General features: G+C 50.6%; 16 protein-coding genes and 1 other annotated feature. All 16 genes read right to left on the bottom strand.

Annotation, left to right across the window (positions count from 1 at the left end):
• Nucleotides 1-50: 50 nt before the first annotated feature.
• Nucleotides 51-3,146 carry an isoleucine--tRNA ligase gene (ileS, locus tag KI362_RS01850; RefSeq protein WP_301624421.1) on the bottom strand — a complete coding sequence of 1,032 codons (3,096 nt, stop codon included), beginning with the start codon at nt 3,144-3,146 and terminating at the stop codon, nt 51-53.
• A 69-nt stretch (nt 3,147-3,215) separates the two neighbouring features.
• Nucleotides 3,216-3,501 (bottom strand) — a binding site (T-box leader).
• 125 nt (nt 3,502-3,626) lie between these two features.
• On the bottom strand, nt 3,627-4,142 hold the full coding sequence (locus KI362_RS01845; RefSeq protein WP_301624420.1) for a DivIVA domain-containing protein: 516 nt from the start codon (nt 4,140-4,142) through the stop codon (nt 3,627-3,629).
• Nucleotides 4,143-4,203: 61 nt separating this feature from the next.
• Entirely contained in the window at nt 4,204-4,986 is a 783-nt protein-coding gene (locus KI362_RS01840) for a YlmH family RNA-binding protein (RefSeq protein WP_044479265.1), read from the bottom strand.
• Nucleotides 4,987-5,000: 14 nt separating this feature from the next.
• Nucleotides 5,001-5,243: a YggT family protein gene (locus tag KI362_RS01835; RefSeq protein ID WP_044480020.1), complete on the bottom strand. Its 243-nt coding sequence runs from the start codon at nt 5,241-5,243 to the stop codon at nt 5,001-5,003.
• A gap of 28 nt (nt 5,244-5,271) precedes the next feature.
• Entirely contained in the window at nt 5,272-5,721 is a 450-nt protein-coding gene (locus KI362_RS01830; protein ID WP_044479266.1) for a cell division protein SepF, read from the bottom strand.
• Nucleotides 5,721-6,410: a YggS family pyridoxal phosphate-dependent enzyme gene (locus KI362_RS01825; protein ID WP_301624418.1), complete on the bottom strand. Its 690-nt coding sequence runs from the start codon at nt 6,408-6,410 to the stop codon at nt 5,721-5,723. The genes KI362_RS01830 and KI362_RS01825 overlap by 1 nt, the downstream gene beginning before the upstream one ends.
• Before the next feature lie 7 nt (nt 6,411-6,417).
• Complete coding sequence (pgeF, locus tag KI362_RS01820; protein ID WP_301624650.1) at nt 6,418-7,272, bottom strand: peptidoglycan editing factor PgeF; 855 nt, start codon at nt 7,270-7,272, stop codon at nt 6,418-6,420.
• A gap of 108 nt (nt 7,273-7,380) precedes the next feature.
• Nucleotides 7,381-7,710: a YlmC/YmxH family sporulation protein gene (locus KI362_RS01815; RefSeq protein ID WP_044479269.1), complete on the bottom strand. Its 330-nt coding sequence runs from the start codon at nt 7,708-7,710 to the stop codon at nt 7,381-7,383.
• A gap of 129 nt (nt 7,711-7,839) precedes the next feature.
• Complete coding sequence (gene sigG / locus KI362_RS01810; RefSeq protein WP_044479270.1) at nt 7,840-8,622, bottom strand: RNA polymerase sporulation sigma factor SigG; 783 nt, start codon at nt 8,620-8,622, stop codon at nt 7,840-7,842.
• 92 nt (nt 8,623-8,714) lie between these two features.
• Nucleotides 8,715-9,437, bottom strand: a complete 723-nt coding sequence (gene sigE / locus KI362_RS01805) for an RNA polymerase sporulation sigma factor SigE (protein ID WP_044479271.1) — start codon at nt 9,435-9,437, stop codon at nt 8,715-8,717.
• Entirely contained in the window at nt 9,428-10,405 is a 978-nt protein-coding gene (spoIIGA, locus tag KI362_RS01800) for a sigma-E processing peptidase SpoIIGA (RefSeq protein WP_301624414.1), read from the bottom strand. Before spoIIGA ends, sigE begins: the two co-directional genes overlap by 10 nt.
• 938 nt (nt 10,406-11,343) lie before the next feature.
• Nucleotides 11,344-12,471 (bottom strand): cell division protein FtsZ, encoded by a 1,128-nt coding sequence (ftsZ, locus tag KI362_RS01795; RefSeq protein WP_044479273.1) that lies wholly within the window; start codon nt 12,469-12,471, stop codon nt 11,344-11,346.
• Between the two features lie 65 nt (nt 12,472-12,536).
• Complete coding sequence (gene ftsA, locus KI362_RS01790) at nt 12,537-13,784, bottom strand: cell division protein FtsA (protein ID WP_044479274.1); 1,248 nt, start codon at nt 13,782-13,784, stop codon at nt 12,537-12,539.
• A 186-nt stretch (nt 13,785-13,970) separates the two neighbouring features.
• Nucleotides 13,971-14,741 (bottom strand): cell division protein FtsQ/DivIB, encoded by a 771-nt coding sequence (locus KI362_RS01785; RefSeq protein WP_301624410.1) that lies wholly within the window; start codon nt 14,739-14,741, stop codon nt 13,971-13,973.
• Between the two features lie 68 nt (nt 14,742-14,809).
• On the bottom strand, nt 14,810-16,087 hold the full coding sequence (gene murA / locus KI362_RS01780; RefSeq protein WP_301624408.1) for a UDP-N-acetylglucosamine 1-carboxyvinyltransferase: 1,278 nt from the start codon (nt 16,085-16,087) through the stop codon (nt 14,810-14,812).
• Between the two features lie 16 nt (nt 16,088-16,103).
• Nucleotides 16,104-17,009 carry a UDP-N-acetylmuramate dehydrogenase gene (murB, locus tag KI362_RS01775; RefSeq protein ID WP_301624406.1) on the bottom strand — a complete coding sequence of 302 codons (906 nt, stop codon included), beginning with the start codon at nt 17,007-17,009 and terminating at the stop codon, nt 16,104-16,106.
• Between the last annotated feature and the right edge of the window lie 142 nt (nt 17,010-17,151).

Raw genomic sequence — 17,151 nt, 5'->3', positions numbered from 1 at the left:
CTTGCTCTGCCCAAGCTCGTTTCTTTGTTCGTTATAGCCTAGTATGGCCTTTAGGCTTGAATATAAACACCGATTTGCTTAGACCCAAGATCCACGGATTCTCCGAGCTTTTCATCGTCTGTATAAGCCACATCGGTTAAAAGCACATTATCGCGGAGGACTTGTTCAAAGGAAGTAATCGCCGACTTCAGCTCCTCATCTACACGCAGCGTCAGATGAACCCGCTTTTCGATCGGCAGATCCAGCTTCTTGCGGGTATCCTGCACCGCGCGGACAACCTCGCGTACCCAGCCCTCTTGTTCAAGCTCAGGCGTAATATCCGTATTCAGGGCTACGGTTATACCATATCCCGATGCCGAGGCAAATCCGGATTTCGCCTGCTTTTCCACAAGCAGCTCCTCTGCAGTGATGCTTAGCTCCTCCCCTTCAGGAGAAGTCACATTGAAGCCGCCCTTTTCCACGATGGCACGTGTCTGCGCAGCTTCCAGCTCTTTGAGGTAGCCCTGAAGGAAGCCGATATTTTTCCCATACTTTTTGCCGGCCACCTTCAAATTCATCTTGAGCGTGAAATCAACAAACCCGCTGTCACTATGCTCGATCTCGATCGCCTTGACATTGATCTCGTCCTTGATGATCTCTTCATAATCAGCTACTGCAAAATCACGATCCATCGATACGATCAGCGCCGATAACGGCTGGCGTGTCTTGATGCCGGTCTCGTTGCGAACATTCCGCGCCAGCTCCACAATTTGACGCGCGCTTTCCATATCCGCTTCCAGAGCCGCATCAATCAGCGCCTCGTCTGCAACCGGATAATCCGCCAGATGGACACTCTCGCCGCCTCCGAGATTCGTAAAGATATCCTCGGACAGCATTGGTGTGAATGGAGCCATCAGCTTCGATACGGTCAGCAGCACCTGAACAAGGGTCTGGTAGGCAGATAATTTGTCCTCGCCAAGTCCGCTGCCCCAGAAACGGTCACGGGAACGGCGAATGTACCAGTTGCTGAGCTCATCGATGAACGTCTCAATTGCCTTGGAAGTATTTACAAAGTCATTGACGGCAAGGCCCTTATCCACCAGCAAGATCAGGCTATTCAAGCGAGACAGAATCCAGCGGTCCAGCTTGTTCGAGGAAGAGCGATACGAATGCTCTTCCGGATTATAGCCATCGATTCCGGCGTATAACGTGAGGAATGCGTGCGTATTCACCAGGGTATCGACAACCTTGGACTTGGCTTCAGCCACAATTCCCTTGGAGAAACGCTTGGTACTCCATGGCGCGCTGTCCGACAAGATAGCCCACCGGAATGCATCGGTTCCAAATTCATTGATGATCTCCCACGGATCAATCACATTGCCCTTCGATTTGGACATCTTCTGTCCGTTCTCATCCAGGATGTGGCCGGTTGCAATAACCGCTTTATAAGGAGTCTTGCCTGTATACAAGGTGGACACCGCCAGGAGGCTGTAGAACCAGCCGCGGGTCTGATCGATGCCTTCACAGATCATATCGGCAGGGAATTGCTCCTCAAATACCTCCTTGTTCTCGAACGGGTAATGATGCTGGGCGAATGGCATCGAACCGCTGTCGAACCACACGTCGATGACTTCGCTGGTCCGCTCCATGACGCCCCCCTCACAATGCGGGCAAGCTACCTTTACTTCGTCAACATAAGGCTTGTGCAGCTCCAGATTCTCGCTAACCTCATGAGCCGCATGAGCGCGAAGCTCCTCCAGGCTATGCGGAGCGAATTGTCCTCCGCAATCCGGGCATACCCAGACATTAAGCGGCGTTCCCCAATAACGGTTCCGGCTGATATTCCAATCCACCAGCTCCTCGAGGAATTTGCCGAAGCGTCCTTCCCTTACATGGCCCGGATACCAGGTCACGGAATTATTATTTGCAATCAATTGATCCTTCACAGCTGTCGTCTCAATGAACCAGCTGTCCATGGCATAATAGAGCAGCGGGGATTTACAGCGCCAGCAGAACGGATAGCTATGCTCATACTTTTCTTTACTGTACAAGAGACCACGCTCAGACAGGTTCTTTACGATATCAAGATCACAGTCCTTAACGAACCGTCCGGCAAAATCACTTACCGTATCCTGATAGCGCCCTTGGTTGTTCACCACGCTCACATAACTGATACCATTCTCACGGCAGGTACGATAGTCGTCCTCGCCATGTGCCGGCGCCATATGGACGATCCCTGTACCGCTTGCATCGGTAACAAAGGATGCACCGACGATCACATTAATTTTATCAGCCTGTACATAGCTAAATGGCGGAGTATAGGTTTTGCCGACAAGCTCGGCGCCCTGAAGTGTAGATTCAATAGAGTAGTCGCCCTTCATGACCTTCTCCACCAAATTACGGGCGACAATATATACCCCATCCTCCTGCTTCACTTTTGCATATTCCATGTCCGGATTCACGGCAAGGGCAACGTGGGCCGGCAGCGTCCAAGGCGTAGTCGTCCAGGCTAGTACATATTCGCCGCTATCATTCAATTTGAACTTGGCTGTAGCACTCAGATCCTTTACATCCTCATAACCTTGCGCAACCTCATGCGAACTAAGCGAGGTCTGGCAGCAAGGGCAATAAGGGCTTACCCGATGACCCTTATACAACAGTCCCTTCTCATGAATGGTGGCCAGAATGTTCCATACACTTTCGATATAATTATTTTCAAGGGTGATGTAAGGGTGATCCAGATCGGTCCAATAGGCGATAGCCTCTGTGAATTCACGCCATTGCTTCTCGTAGCCGAATACACTGTCCTTACACTTCTTGATAAATGCTTCCACACCATACTTCTCGATCTCTTGCTTACCCGAAATACCAAGCACCTTCTCTACGCCCAGCTCAACCGGCAGCCCATGCGTATCCCAGCCAGCCTTGCGCACAACCCTGTAACCCTTCATCGTCTGATAGCGGCCGACAAAATCCTTGATTACACGGCCCAGCACGTGACCGATATGCGGCATGCCGTTCGCAGTAGGAGGACCTTCAAAGAACACATAATTCGGTCGTCCTTCCCGGTTCTCGATACTTCTCTTGAAAGTATCCTCAGCATTCCATTTATCCAGGATCCGCATGTCTCTGGCTCGTGCTTTTTCCCTTACATCGACCTTTTTCATTTCATTTCAGCTTCCCTTCTTCAATTTGCATGACTGCTGTCTTAGAAACAACAAAAAAAGCCCCGCCCCGGAAGGGACGAGACTCTGCTCGCGTTACCACCCTTGTTCCACGTGATCCTGCATTCCGGCAATTCTAAGCTGCCGGGAGGTACGTGACACTCTGATCCCATACGCATCATATGGGGCCGGTATAACGGCCGACAGCCGGTATGACTTACTCCTCCTGCCAAGCAGGTCGTTTCAGCCAGACTTCTCCGGGATGATCTTCCGTCAGCGCCTTGAACATTGGCTTTCAGCAATCGCCAACTCTCTGAGGAACAAAAGGCTGCGTACTCTTTCCCATCATCGAATCCATATTAGAGGTAGTTCAAAAAACAACTTTTGATCACGAAGTAATTCATGATGATGTTTCGACATCGAATCTTGAATATAAATTTATTTATAACGCATTCGCTCTATAAATGTCAACCGGGCAAGTCACTAGTACAGTTCCTTTACCTCGCGTTGACGCTCAATTTCCTCGTTCCGGTCACGGCTGCTGTCTAGCGAATCCCAACCATCCTGACTGAGCAGATCGAGCTGGGCTTCAACCAATGTCCGGAAACGGGCGCGGTAAATCGAAGCCTGCTTCTTGAGCTCTTCCACCTCAAGCGCAATTTTGCGGGACTTGGACAACGACTCGTTGACGATTCGGTCTGCGTTCTTCTCCGCTTCCTTCACGATCAGCTGCGCTTCCTTCTTCGCGTTATTCTTCACTTCGTCAGCCGCTTCTTGCGCGACGATAATCGTCTTGCTAAGGGTTTCCTCTATATTGGAGAAATGATCCAGCTTCTCCTGCAGGGTCAGCAGTTGATTGTGCAGCTCCTTATTCTCTCGGATCACAATCTCGTAATCTTTAATGACCTGGTCAAGAAATTCGTTAACCTCATCCTCATCATAACCGCGAATGCGTCTAGAAAACTCCTTGTTATGTATATCCAGCGGTGTCAATGGCATGATCCGCACCTCCTATAAAGTAGTCTATTTCGACAGAAACAGAAAATTTCCTGCAAACGGATCAGATAAATTTGCCGATCTTTACTCTAAGTCTGCCCTTTTTGGTGATGCCTTCGCATTCCAAAACCTTGAAGCGGCCGAAGCCTTGAAGCGCGACGATATCCCCTGCCTTAAGCGCCGTGGAGGGATCCTCCTCCGTTCGAAAGTTAACCCTGCAGCGCCCTGCCTTGATCGGTACGAGCACCTTGCTGCGGCTTAGCCGGAACACGTCGCTTGCAATCCCGTCTAAACGTAAAGAAGCCACTGTCAAGTCTAGCGGCTCAAGGGCAGCTTCTGTCGTCTTCAATGCATTCAATTCAAGGATCTCTGTCATTACGTTTACACGGTGCACCTGATGGAGACTCATCGTGAGAAAAGGAGCAATCTCCTCCGCAACAACGATATGACAACCGTCTTCCCGTACATGGATATCCCCGATTTTTTCACGCTTCAGCCCAATCCCGAGCACGGCTCCAAGGTAATCTCCATGCTGCAGCGATGAAAGCCGCTGATCATCTGAGGTAATATCCAGTACCTTCATGCGCATCGGCTCGCTGGATACGTCACGGTAGTCGGGAGCGATCAAGGCGCGTCTTCGTTCAGCCCCCTCATAGCCGCCGTCCAAACACAAGGCGGCATCGGGATGCCGGTTAACCAGTGTTTGCAATATAAAGCCTTGCCGCGGATCCAGAAAATCAGTGAGCTTGACCTCATGATAATCCCCGGCATTCACCACCCATTCCCAAGCCTTGTCCACAAAGGGACGTTCCTCCGGTTTGAAATGATCATAGATGTCATGTCGCATGGTAAGCTCTCACCTTAAAAAACAAATTCCAGGACAGCAATCAGACCAAAGGCTGCCAGACGAAGGACGAAAATCGCCACGATCGGCGAGAAGTCAATCATCCCCATCAGCGGCGGAATAAAGCGCCGGAACGGCGACAAATACGGCTCAACCAGCTTCCCGAGCCACTCGCCAATAAAGCTCTCACGAGCATTAGGCAGCCAGGACATCAGAATATAAATCAAAATCATGTAAAAATAAATCTGATATAGCATCATTACAGTATTATAGATCCCCAAGCTGTCCTCACCTCATTTTGTTGTAATCGGAATCCTCGGTCAGTATTTCCGTAATCGATCCTTGAATCTCCACCGTATCCGGTGTGCAGAGGAAAATATTGCCCCCAATTTTTGAAATGCTTCCACTGAGCGCATAAATTGTTCCGCTAAGGAAATCGATAATTCGCATCGCCTGATCATTGCGGACACGCTGCAGATTTACGACCACACTTCGATGAGAACGCAGATGGTCCGCAATTTCCTGGGCCTCGTCATAAGAACGCGGCTCATACAGAATGACCTTGACATTTTTTTGCGAGTGAATGCTGACTACGTTGCTTCCCTTTTGGTTTTTACGATTTTCAAAGCTAGGGGTTTCAAATTCCGGCTGTTCCTGTACCGAAAATTGTTCACGCTCTACGACTTCTTCCTCTTCCTGCAGCCCCAAAAAGTTCATAAACCGGTTCATAACTCCCATTAGATCTGTTCCCCTCCCACTAAAAGAGTTCCAAGGCGAACCCATGTCGCCCCTTCTTCCACTGCTACTTCAAAATCACCCGACATACCCATAGACAGCTCAGTCAGCGGCTTGCCATATACATTAGTTGCGTTAAGCTTGTCCCTGAGCTCTCGAAGCCCGCGGAAGACAGGACGCGTCTCCTCCGGATCGTCACAGTCCGGCGCCATCGTCATAAGCCCGATAACCGATACGTGCTGCAGCTTCGCAGCCTCTCTCAAGAAGCTCTCCGCTTCCTCGGGCGCAATGCCCTGCTTGGAAGCCTCTCCGGATACATTCACCTGCAGGAATGCCTTGACTTCAGTGCTGGCAGCAGTTGCCCGCTTCTCCAGCTCCTCAGCCAGCGACCATCGGTCAAGTGAATGAATATATTGAAATTTACCTATGATGTCCTTCACTTTTCTGCTCTGAAGGTGGCCGATAAAATGCCATACCCCCTGCCCTTCAAGGGCTTCCCATTTCGGCACTGCGACTCCCGGCCGGTTCTCCCCTATATCGGCGATACCGGACTCCAGGATCTGACGGGTCATATCCACAGACACGTACTTGGTGACTGCGACAATTCCCACCTCTTCCGGTAGTCTTCCACTGCGTGCGCAGGCCGCCGCGATCCGTTCCCTTACATGCTGTATTCGCTGTTCCAATGCCAAGAAAGGATCACCTCTCCTTCAACCCAATCCAGCTTGCCATTCTTCCGGTTACCCCCTGATGCTTACGATAAGAGAAGAACGCGTCGTCATGGCAGCTTGTACACCAACTTGTACATTCGATATTCATCGGCAATATTCCTGCTTTTATCATAATAATTCGATTCAATTCTTTCAAGTTCAGCATGCTTCGGCCTTCTGTCTCAGAAGGAGCCGCAACAGCTTCAAGTGCGCCATCCTGTTCATCAAGCTGCGCCATGACTTCCCGGACGCGCCCCATCACAGCTTCGTCCACCTCATAACAGCACCCTCCGATACTCGGCCCGATCGCTGCTCTGATCTCGCTTCTGAGGCTCCCGTACTCCTGTTCCATCACCCGGACGACCTCCTCGGCGATCAAGCCAACCGTCCCCTTCCAGCCTGCATGGGCCAATCCAACCACCTTTTTAACCGGATCCATAAAGTAAAGCGGCACGCAATCGGCATAGAATGAAGTTAAGAGAATTCCCGGCACATCTGTAACAAGACCATCCGTAGCTTGAAAAGCGTTCTCCCGCTGCCGCAAGCCTCTTCCCTTATCCTCTGCCCTTACACAAGCAACGCGTATTCCATGCACCTGCTCCCCGCAAGTCCAGGCATCCTGCGCGAACCCAAGCGCTGCTGTCAGCCTGCTTCGATTCTCCAGTACATCGTCCGGCTTGTCTCCGACGTGAAGGGCCAGATTGAAGCTGTTGTAAGGAGCGCTGCTTACTCCGCCGCCCCGTCCTGTAAAGCCGACACGGACAAGTGGCAGCTGTGATTCCCAAGCTTTCAAGCCGTACAGTTCAGGTGCTCCTTCACTAGCATTCCTTACAAACGGTTCCATCATCCATCTCTCCTTACCGCGCATCACAAATAAGACATATATAATTACACAGTGTACCATAACTCGGCCCCGGCTGCGCCCCGGACTAAAGTCCGGGTGCCGCTGCCGTCAGCTTCTCCGCTCGGTCCGGCCATCCCGATCGATGTATACCGTAGTCTCATAATTAGCCGGACGGTCACGCGCCTCTTCCATTTTCACCAGGACGACGTCCGATCCGATCTTGACGATATTTTTCCAAGGAATGATCAGGTCTCCGCCATTACCGAACAGCCCCAGAAACCGACCGCCGGCAGGAACCACAATGGCCTCAATGACTCCTTGGCGAAGATCAAGCTCCAGGTCGCTGATTTGGCCCAGCCGTCTGCCGTCTACCACATTAATGACATCCTTCGTCTGGAAATCGGAAATTTTCATGCTTGCTCTGACGATGTTGTCCATCTATTCATGCCCCCCGCCCATTTGCTATTCCCTATACTATATGTCCGTCGCTTTAAAAACATAAGCACATAAAAAACCGTCCGGATCATCTCCGAACGGTAAAATTTGCTTTAAGGGCACACATGGGACTTAAGATTTGACATGCTTCTGCATCTGCAGAATAGCGGATTTCTCCAGCCTGGATACCTGGGCCTGCGATATGCCGATCTCATCGGCAACCTCCATCTGGGTTTTGCCTTCAAAGAATCGCATCGAGAGAATCATTTTCTCCCGCCTTCCCAGTCTTTGCATCGCTTCACGAAGCGCGATCTCCTCGATCCAGGACACATCCTTGTTCTTGTCATCACTGATCTGATCCATCACATAGATCGGGTCGCCTCCATCATGATAGATCGGCTCAAACAGGGAAACAGGATCCTGAATCGCATCCAATGCGAAGACGACATCCTCCTTCGGCAAGCCCAGCGCTTCAGAAATCTCAAATATCGTCGGTTCTCGTGAATTTTGATTTGTCAGGCTGTCCCGCATCTGAAGCGCCTTATAAGCGATATCTCGCAAGCTGCGGGAGACGCGGATCGGATTATTATCTCGAAGATAGCGGCGAATCTCTCCGATGATCATGGGAACCGCGTAGGTTGAAAATTTGACGTTCTGCGACAAATCAAAATTATCGATAGCTTTCATGAGTCCGATGCAGCCCACCTGGAACAGGTCGTCCACATACTCTCCCCGATTATTGAACCGCTGGATGACACTCAGTACGAGTCTGAGGTTGCCATTTACTAACTTTTCTCTGGCTGATCTTACGTGGTCTTGCTGCAGCGAATGGAACAGTTCACGCATTTCCGCATTGGTTAGAACCGGCAATTTAGCGGTATCGACACCGCAAATCTCGACTTTATTTCGGGTCATCAAGTCTACCTCCCAAGGAGAAACATTAATGATCATTATCTCCCGGGCCTGTATTTTTATTCCTGAAATTCTGTCGAAGCCTGCTTCGGCATCTACACCATTTTGTTAAATTCCTTACGCAGCCGCTTAATAATCCGCTTCTCAAGACGTGAAATATAGGACTGGGAAATTCCCAGCAGATCAGCCACATCCTTCTGCGTCTTCTCATCCCCATCCACAAGGCCGAACCGCAGCTCCATGATGAGCCGTTCTCTCTCACTCAGCTTATCCAGCGCCTTGTGCAGCAGCTTGCGGTCCACCTGTTCCTCGATATTACGATAAATCGTATCATTTTCAGTCCCCAACACATCGGACAGCAGCAGCTCATTCCCATCCCAGTCGATATTGAGCGGCTCGTCAAAAGAAACCTCGGTGCGTATTTTACTGTTCCGTCGCAGGTACATGAGAATTTCGTTCTCAATACAGCGGGAAGCATAGGTTGCCAGCTTGATTTTTTTCTCCGGATCGAAGGTATTTACCGCTTTGATCAGACCGATGGTTCCGATCGACACCAGGTCTTCAATGTTAATGCCCGTATTCTCAAATTTTCTGGCTATGTAGACAACCAGGCGCAGATTCCGCTCTATGAGCATCGCCCGGATGGCGGTATCTCCTGAAGGCAAGCGTTGCAGCAAATACTCTTCCTCTTCGCGTGTAAGCGGCGGCGGAAGAGCCTCGCTTCCCCCGATATAATAGATTTCGTCGCTCTTAAGTCCGAAAAGAAACAACAGTCTGTAATATTGCAGTTGCAGCATCAGCTTCCATTTTACACGCATGATCTTGTATCCTCCCCTATTCCAATCCCAGCCTGCTGTTCATGTTCTTCCATCAGTGCGGGATGAATGATTGCCCTGTAGCTTCCTTCCGAGGACAGCGTTCCCCCATCCAGCCCCACAAGCACTCTAGTTGTCAAATAGCTCTTGTTCTCCAGCGTCACCGTCACCTTATCGGGTTTCAGGGCCAGCATAAACTGAGAGCCTCTGTTCACACCCCTGTAAGGAATTAATCTCAGCCGATCCCGCCATGGGAAGGCTTCGTCCTCCGTCCATTGAAGAATAAGGTTGTCCGCAGACAATCCGCTATTCTGCGCCGCCTGGCTGAAGCTTTGCGGCATATAGGGCTGCCATAGCGACATTTCAGTGACCATAACCGGCAAGCGGCTCAGCGGATCCCGGAGTTGATTACCCGTGTCAATCAAACCTGTGCATGAAATCCTGGTCTGTCCAAGCTCAATGAGAACCTCCGCATAGTAAGAGGATAGATTCTCCTGCCTGCGGCGCCCGGCCACTACCATCCTGAACCAGAGCAGCACGAGGGTAAAGACAACGAGGGTGAACAACGTCCCAATCTCCAGCGAGAAGCCCATGCCTCCGGTTGCGGTGTACCAAATTCCATTCCAGAGCTCGCCTGAGCTCTGCAGCAAATAATGGATGCCCAAAATCCCTCCGGCTGCGGCAAAATTGACAATATAGAAGGCGCCAAGATTGCGAATGTAACTCTGCAAACTAACAAATCCGAAGGCAATCCACAGCATCACTACGGAAAATAAAAACTTTACCAAAAACGTGAACAAAAAGGATAATGCGGGCATAAACATCATTACAACATAGGATGCGCCGACCCCTGCCGAAAGCAGCAGTCTCCAAATGACCACCTTTCGCTTTCTGAACCATGCGGTAAGCAGCAGCAAACAGCCATCAATAGCAAAATTCATTAGAAAGATCAGATCAAGATAAACGACCAAGCTCTATCACCCGCTCTGAATCTGCCCGTTTCTGAATCTAGTGATGCTGACCTTTGTGCAGATGGTTATCAGTATAAAGAGTTCGATATGTAAAGTCTGTCTAAAATTGAAGACAGGAACACACTAGTTTTGTCGATTGCAGGAAATATAACAATTGAACTAGTTATTGAACGTTGCAGGGCAGCCGTGTGAAATGATCTTACGATCGCTGTTGTTCGCGGATTTCTATAATTGGACTAAGTTCTTACAAGGGAGAAATCCTCTCTCAAAGGCGAACGCTCCCGAGCATATGCTTCCGAAGCAGCTTTCTTACAGAAAGCTTCTACTTCAGATCATTTCACACTCTTGCCTAGCTTCGTTGCCGTCTTAGTATTTTGTAGGGTATTTCGTACAAAGAGCGATCTCTACAAGGTCATGTCGAGTGTTTTATACGAAAAACCATATAACTTTTCGATTTAAGGATGCTCTGTCATTCTTTTTGTACGATTTTTCGCCCAACACGCAATGAATGTAGTAAATTTGAGAACAACTTGTACGAAAATTCGTACAAATATCTTCTTCTTTCAATAGAGCTTCGGGTCAAAGGATCCTAGACCCCTATGAAGGCTATCTGAAAGGAAGCTGCTCCGAAAGTATATGATATGCGTTCATCTGTGTATGCTGGTCCGTCTGGCGTTGTGGTGAGATGTGTGGCGAGGTCAGCGGAGACTGGAGGTTTTCTGAAGAAGCGGAGCGCCCGCCTTTGCGAGTGGATAACTTCCTTTGTGGAGTTCAATCAAAGGATATCCGTGAAGCAACAGCGACCGCAAGGACAGCTTCACTCACAGCGCCTCTCACGAGTCTCCACAACATCTCCCAATCGAAAAAGAGGACCGCCCCGCCGGATCCAAGATCCTTTGGGACAGCCCTCTTCGGGGAAGACGTTATTTAGTAATTAGCTATTCATTATTCCGGCGGTTACGAAGAAAGGTTGGGATGTCCAATTGATCGCTGCTCGTCTGATTTCCAAACGGACGCAACGTGGACGACGTACTGCGGGAATCAGCTTGCTCAGTAGCAGCAGGACCTGTGCCTGCACTGGTTGCCGGCTTGCGGCTAGGCATCGTATTTGCTTTATGCTCAAAGCCCGTCGCGATCACAGTCACCTTGATTTCTTCCTTCATTTCCTCATCGATAATCGCACCGAAGATCATGTTCACTTCCGGATCGGAAGCGGAAATAACGATCTCGGCAGCCTCATTCACTTCATAAAGCGACAGGTTGGCCCCGCCGGTAATATTCATAATAACGCCGCGTGCTCCCTCGATGGAGGTCTCCAGCAGCGGACTCATGATCGCTTTGCGGGCCGCTTCAGCAGCACGGTTCTCGCCGGTAGCAAGACCGATACCCATGAGTGCGGATCCGCGCTCGGTCATGATCGTCTTCACGTCGGCAAAGTCGAGGTTGATCAGACCCGGTACAGCAATCAGGTCAGAGATACCTTGAACCGCCTGGCGCAAGACATTATCAGCTTCCCGGAACGCTTCCAGCATTGGAGTCTTCTTATCCACAATCTCCAGCAACCGGTCATTCGGGATAACGATCAGCGTATCAACCTTTTCTTTCAGCCCCTCGATTCCCAATTCGGCTTGCGAGGAACGCTTACGTCCTTCAAAGGTAAACGGACGGGTCACAACCCCGACCGTCAAAGCGCCGCATTCTCTGGCAATCTCTGCAATGACAGGAGCAGCGCCGGTTCCCGTACCCCCGCCCATGCCTGCCGTTACAAATACCATGTCCGCTCCCTTGAGCGTGTTGGCAATCAGATCGCGGGATTCTTCAGCCGCCTTCTTGCCGACCTCAGGATTAGCTCCTGCGCCTAGTCCACGGGTCAGCTTGTCCCCGATTTGAAGCTTATGCTCGGACTTGGCCAAATGCAGTGCCTGGGCATCCGTATTCACTGTGATGAATTCCACGCCCTGAACACCGTTCTCGATCATCCGGTTTACGGCATTGCTACCGCCGCCGCCAACACCGATGACTTTTATTTGAGCCAAGCTTTCCATTTCAAAATCAAATTCCAACATACTCTTCCATCTCCCCCTCATTGTGCCTGGATGGCTCGTTCCTCGTGCTGATTCAAATGATATAACTATATGAATTCGCTAAATAATTTCTTAAGGCGCTCCATAACGCCCGGTTTACCGGCGGTTTCCTGATTCGCTGCCGGCTTTGGCCGGTTCGCAGATTTCTTGGCTCCCGAATTGCGGACACGTATATTCTTGATGACCTTATACAAAATGCCCACGCCGCTTGTAAATCCAGGATCACGTACCCCGATGTAATCGGGAACTGCGATTCTTACGGATGCGGCCAGTTCCTCCTGCGCAATCTTCAGAAGCCCCGGCATCGACACGGTACCTCCCGTAAGAATATACCCTCCAGGCAGCTCACTGTAACCAAGACGCTTGACTTCTTGTCCAATCAATTGAAAAATCTCTTGAACGCGCGGCTCGGCAATCGCTGCCAAATCCTCTTGGGTAAACTCCTTATCAACATTGCTGCCGATACGAGTTACTTTAAATGTGACATCCGAAGCAGCATCAGCGATCGAAGCGCAGCCGTATTTCAGCTTAACCTTCTCCGCCTGATCTGTTAAAGTACGCAGCCCGTACGCGATGTCGTTCGTTATAAATTCCCCCCCGATCGGAAGCGTGGATGTCGCAAGAATGGCTCCGTTCTCAAATGCTGCAATCGTCGTAGAGCCGGCCCCGATATCCACCAGGATGGCACCCATACTCTTCTCGTCCTTTGACAAGGCAAGCTGCCCTGATCCCAGCGATAGAAGCACGAGATCGCGAACCTTCAGCCCCGACTTTTCCACACAGCGAAGCAGATTATGTATGGCTGTCTTGGCACCGGTCACGATGGTGGCTTCCACCTCCAACCGAACTCCGATCATTCCCCGCGGATCCTGAATTCCCTCTAATCCGTCAACGATATACTGCTTGGCGACTACATCAATAATTTCGCGTTCTGGTGGAAGTGCAATTACCTCCGCCGCCTTCAGAACGCGCTCAATATCCTCTTCACCGATTTCCCGGTCCTGATTCTGTACGGCTACAACTCCGTGGCTCGTTTGGAGTCCGATATGATTTCCCGATATACCGACGTATACTTCAGATATTTGAATACCCACCATACGCTCAGCATGGTCCACAGCACTGCGAATGGACTGGACTGTCTGGTCAATATCTACAATCGCACCTTTGCGAATTCCTTCCGAGTCGGCAGATCCAACCCCAATAATATTAAAGGCTCCATTACTAATTTCACCGATAATAGCACGAACTTTGGATGTACCGATGTCCAAACTAACAATGATGTCATTGTTGCTCAAGCCCTGGCACCTCCTATTTCCCTTTAAAAATTATGATCATATTGAAAACATACACTCTACTTATTCAACGCGGATGATTCTTTCCCTCTTTTTTCTACATTTTTTTTAGTTCCAAATTTTACTGGTAGGAGCGTAAAAAAACGCAGATAGGAAACTAGCCCATAAAATGTATTTTATCATTGTTTTTCAGTCATGAGTAGTATCATTTTCATCCCCGTTCTCAACTTCCATCGCATCGAAGGGAACATAAGTGTCCGCCTCCAAAAGTGTGAGCAAACCCGGGTCTTGGGAATCCATGATCATCCCCATGTATTCCGCTTTATCCTGCAGAACAGATATGGAAGAAATCACTTCAAAGCCTGAACGTGTATACATCTTGATACGATCGGGATAAGAGACCGTTGGCGATGGTATGATCTCTGAAATGTCCAGTAATAAGGCATCCGGAATATTTGCGAGCTTCATGCAAAGCTTTGGCAAATACGGATCCTTGTCATCCCATCCCGTCAGAATCGGCTTATCCATCAAGGTGGACCCGTTCGTCTGCGGTACCTTCGTCCCATTGGCCAGAAGGCCGTTTACCTCGCCGGCATCCGTGAATTCATAGGCGACAACTGGATGCTCCTTCACCAAGATATGGAGCTTGCCAGGGAAAGACTTGTCCACGGTCACCGCCTCGATGGAAGGCACCTCAGCTAATCTCCCTTCTATTTTCCCGTTGCTTGTCCCAAAATAGGGATCGCCCATCTGCACGCCTGCAATCTCCAGAAGTTCCTCATTGGAGTGATACATATTGCCTTCAAACGTAATCTCCGAGATTTTACTGAGCGAAGAACGGAAAAATAAAACGCAGAGCAGCACCAGAACCAATACAAACAAAATCACAGCTACTTTGCGGCCGCCCTTTTTCTTGGGAGGAATCGGATTCTTCAATACAGGCACATTCGCTTTATGCATATCTATTCTCCGTCAAATGCTAAATTTGCCCTGGTTCCCCTCCGGGGAGGGGTCCCTCAGGCATGTGCTCAAGCCAGATCCAGCTTCATAGCCGGCGTCTGACGATGCATCTTACCGCCTAGCCGTTGAAACATCAGCTCGATCCGATCATAGCCGCGATCGATATGATGAATCTGTTCCACCACAGTCTTTCCTTGCGCGGCCAAGCCGGCAATGACGAGAGCCGCTCCGGCGCGTAAATCCGTAGCCTCCACCGTGGCTCCGTACAATCTGGGAACGCCCCGAATGAATGCCGCATTCAAATCCACCGAGATATCTGCGCCCATGCGGACAAGCTCGTCGACATGCTTGAATCTTCCTTCGAACACGGTCTCCTTCATCAGGGTCATCCCTTCGGCTAACGAGAGCAGAACCATGATTTGCGACTGGAGGTCGGTAGGAAAGGACGGATATGGGGACGTAACAATCCGGTCAACTGCCTTGGGCCTCCCGCTACTGCTTACGGTAATTATATCATCGCAGATCCCGATTTGAACACCGGCACGGCGCAGGACATGAATCAGTGAGGTAAGGTGGACCGGATTGGCATGTGTGAGCCGAATCGTTCCCCGGGTAGCAGCCGCAGCAATCATCACCGTTCCCGCAACTATTCGGTCCGGAATAATCTCATACTCGCAAGGAGTAAGTTTGTTGACTCCCCGAATCGTTATCGTATCCGTGCCCGCGCCTATGATACTGGCTCCGAGTTCATTCAGGAAACGCTGCAGATCCTGAATTTCCGGCTCCCGCGCCGCATTGGTAATCACGGTTGTCCCTTCAGCCGTTGCAGCAGCCATCATAATATTCTCGGTGGCGCCCACACTCGGGAAGTCCAGGTGGATATCGCAGCCCTTCAATCTGGAAGCTCTGCACCAAAGCTGATTGTCCTGCTCTTCAATCACGGCACCCAGCGCAGACAGCCCCTTCAGATGCAGATCGATCTTGCGTTCACCTATGGCGCAACCGCCCGGCTGATAGATGCACACCTCACCGAATCTGGCAAGCAGCGGGCCCATCAGAAAAATAGAGGAACGCATCAGCTTCATCAACTGCTCCGGAACATGACTGGAGTCAGCCCCTGAAGTGTCCACAGTCACAAGATCATCTCGCTGCACAGCTATACAGCCTAATGCATTCAATATCTCCAGCATCACTTCAATATCCAGCAGACGGGGAACATTGCGCAGCTGGATTTTGCCTTCCGTCAACAAGGTAGCCGCCAGAATCGGCAGGGCAGCATTTTTCGCTCCATGGATACGTATGGATCCTGATAGGGGTTGCCCGCCTTCAATCACCAATTTGTCCAATGTATCACCTCCGAGTTTAACGTTCGCCCACGAAGAATACCTCCGGTACCAATACAATGTCGTATTCAGACAAAATAGCGGCCTTAATGATCTCCATGAGCTCAAGAACGTTCTCTGCTGTTGCTTGCCCGGTATTGACGATGAAATTGGCGTGCAGCGTAGAAACCTCGGCTCCACCTACGCTTCGTCCCTTCAAGCCTGCGGATTCGATCAGCCTTGCGGCATAGTCGCCCGGAGGATTGCGGAATACGCTCCCTGCACAAGGCTGCTGCAGCGGCTGGGTCTTTCTGCGGCGGTCTTTATAGGTGGCCATGGCAGCCGCGATCTCAAGTCGGTCGCCTTCGCTCAGCACGAAACGGGCTTCTGCAACAATACCGCGTTGGTCATGCAGGAGGGAGTGACGATACCTGAAATCCATATCCTCGCTTGTGTAAGTAACCAATTCACCTGTCTCCAAAACAATATCAGCAGATTTGAATATACGTGACACATCGGACCCATGTGCGCCGGCATTCATGTACACAGCTCCGCCCACCGTTCCGGGAACACCTGCAGCGAATTCCAGACCGGTCAGGCCTTGTTTGCCTGCCATTACGCTCAGTCTGACAAAGGAGGCTCCTCCACCGGCTGTAACCGCGCTGCCGTCGAACCGGATATCCTCGAATCCTTTGCCAAGACGAATGACAGCGCCGCGGATTCCTTTGTCCGATATAAGCATGTTGGAGCCCTTGCCGATTGTCATCCAGGGAATTTGTTCCTCCCGAAGCTGGCGGATCAGAGAGAGAAGCTGAGCTTTCGTGTCAGGTACGATCATCGCATCCGCCGGTCCGCCGATCTTCCAGGTCGTATACTTGGACATCGGCTCGTTCGGCAAGATTGCCCCGACCTCTTGTTCTGATAGTTTCGAAATCCACTGCTGCATCGCAAATCCCTCCTGTTGATGTTACCGGTACCGCGCCGGCGCTAAAAATCCATGCAAGCGTCAGGGTGTCACGAATTATACGGTATCTTATGCCCAGGGGCACAGGAGTGTGACACCAGCCCAGATCGCTGGCTGGACAGAC

The organism is Paenibacillus apis (genome assembly GCF_018333295.1).
In the GTDB taxonomy this organism is placed as follows: domain Bacteria; phylum Bacillota; class Bacilli; order Paenibacillales; family Paenibacillaceae; genus Fontibacillus; species Fontibacillus antibioticophila.
The sequence above is the reverse complement of the archived record's forward strand: the minus strand, read 5'-3'. Positions and strand labels throughout refer to the sequence as shown.

Bases quoted from the DNA above. Each gene is read 5' to 3' on its own strand.
- ileS (WP_301624421.1), bottom strand. From the start codon at position 3,146: ATGAAAAAGGTCGATGTAAGGGAAAAAGCACGAGCCAGAGACATGCGG.
- KI362_RS01845 (WP_301624420.1), bottom strand. From the start codon at position 4,142: ATGCCATTGACACCGCTGGATATACATAACAAGGAGTTTTCTAGACGC.
- KI362_RS01840 (WP_044479265.1), bottom strand. From the start codon at position 4,986: ATGCGACATGACATCTATGATCATTTCAAACCGGAGGAACGTCCCTTT.
- KI362_RS01835 (WP_044480020.1), bottom strand. From the start codon at position 5,243: ATGATGCTATATCAGATTTATTTTTACATGATTTTGATTTATATTCTG.
- KI362_RS01830 (WP_044479266.1), bottom strand. From the start codon at position 5,721: ATGGGAGTTATGAACCGGTTTATGAACTTTTTGGGGCTGCAGGAAGAG.
- pgeF (WP_301624650.1), bottom strand. From the start codon at position 7,272: ATGGAACCGTTTGTAAGGAATGCTAGTGAAGGAGCACCTGAACTGTAC.
- KI362_RS01815 (WP_044479269.1), bottom strand. From the start codon at position 7,710: ATGGACAACATCGTCAGAGCAAGCATGAAAATTTCCGATTTCCAGACG.
- sigG (WP_044479270.1), bottom strand. From the start codon at position 8,622: ATGACCCGAAATAAAGTCGAGATTTGCGGTGTCGATACCGCTAAATTG.
- sigE (WP_044479271.1), bottom strand. From the start codon at position 9,437: ATGCGTGTAAAATGGAAGCTGATGCTGCAACTGCAATATTACAGACTG.
- ftsZ (WP_044479273.1), bottom strand. From the start codon at position 12,471: ATGTTGGAATTTGATTTTGAAATGGAAAGCTTGGCTCAAATAAAAGTC.
- KI362_RS01785 (WP_301624410.1), bottom strand. From the start codon at position 14,741: ATGCATAAAGCGAATGTGCCTGTATTGAAGAATCCGATTCCTCCCAAG.
- murB (WP_301624406.1), bottom strand. From the start codon at position 17,009: ATGCAGCAGTGGATTTCGAAACTATCAGAACAAGAGGTCGGGGCAATC.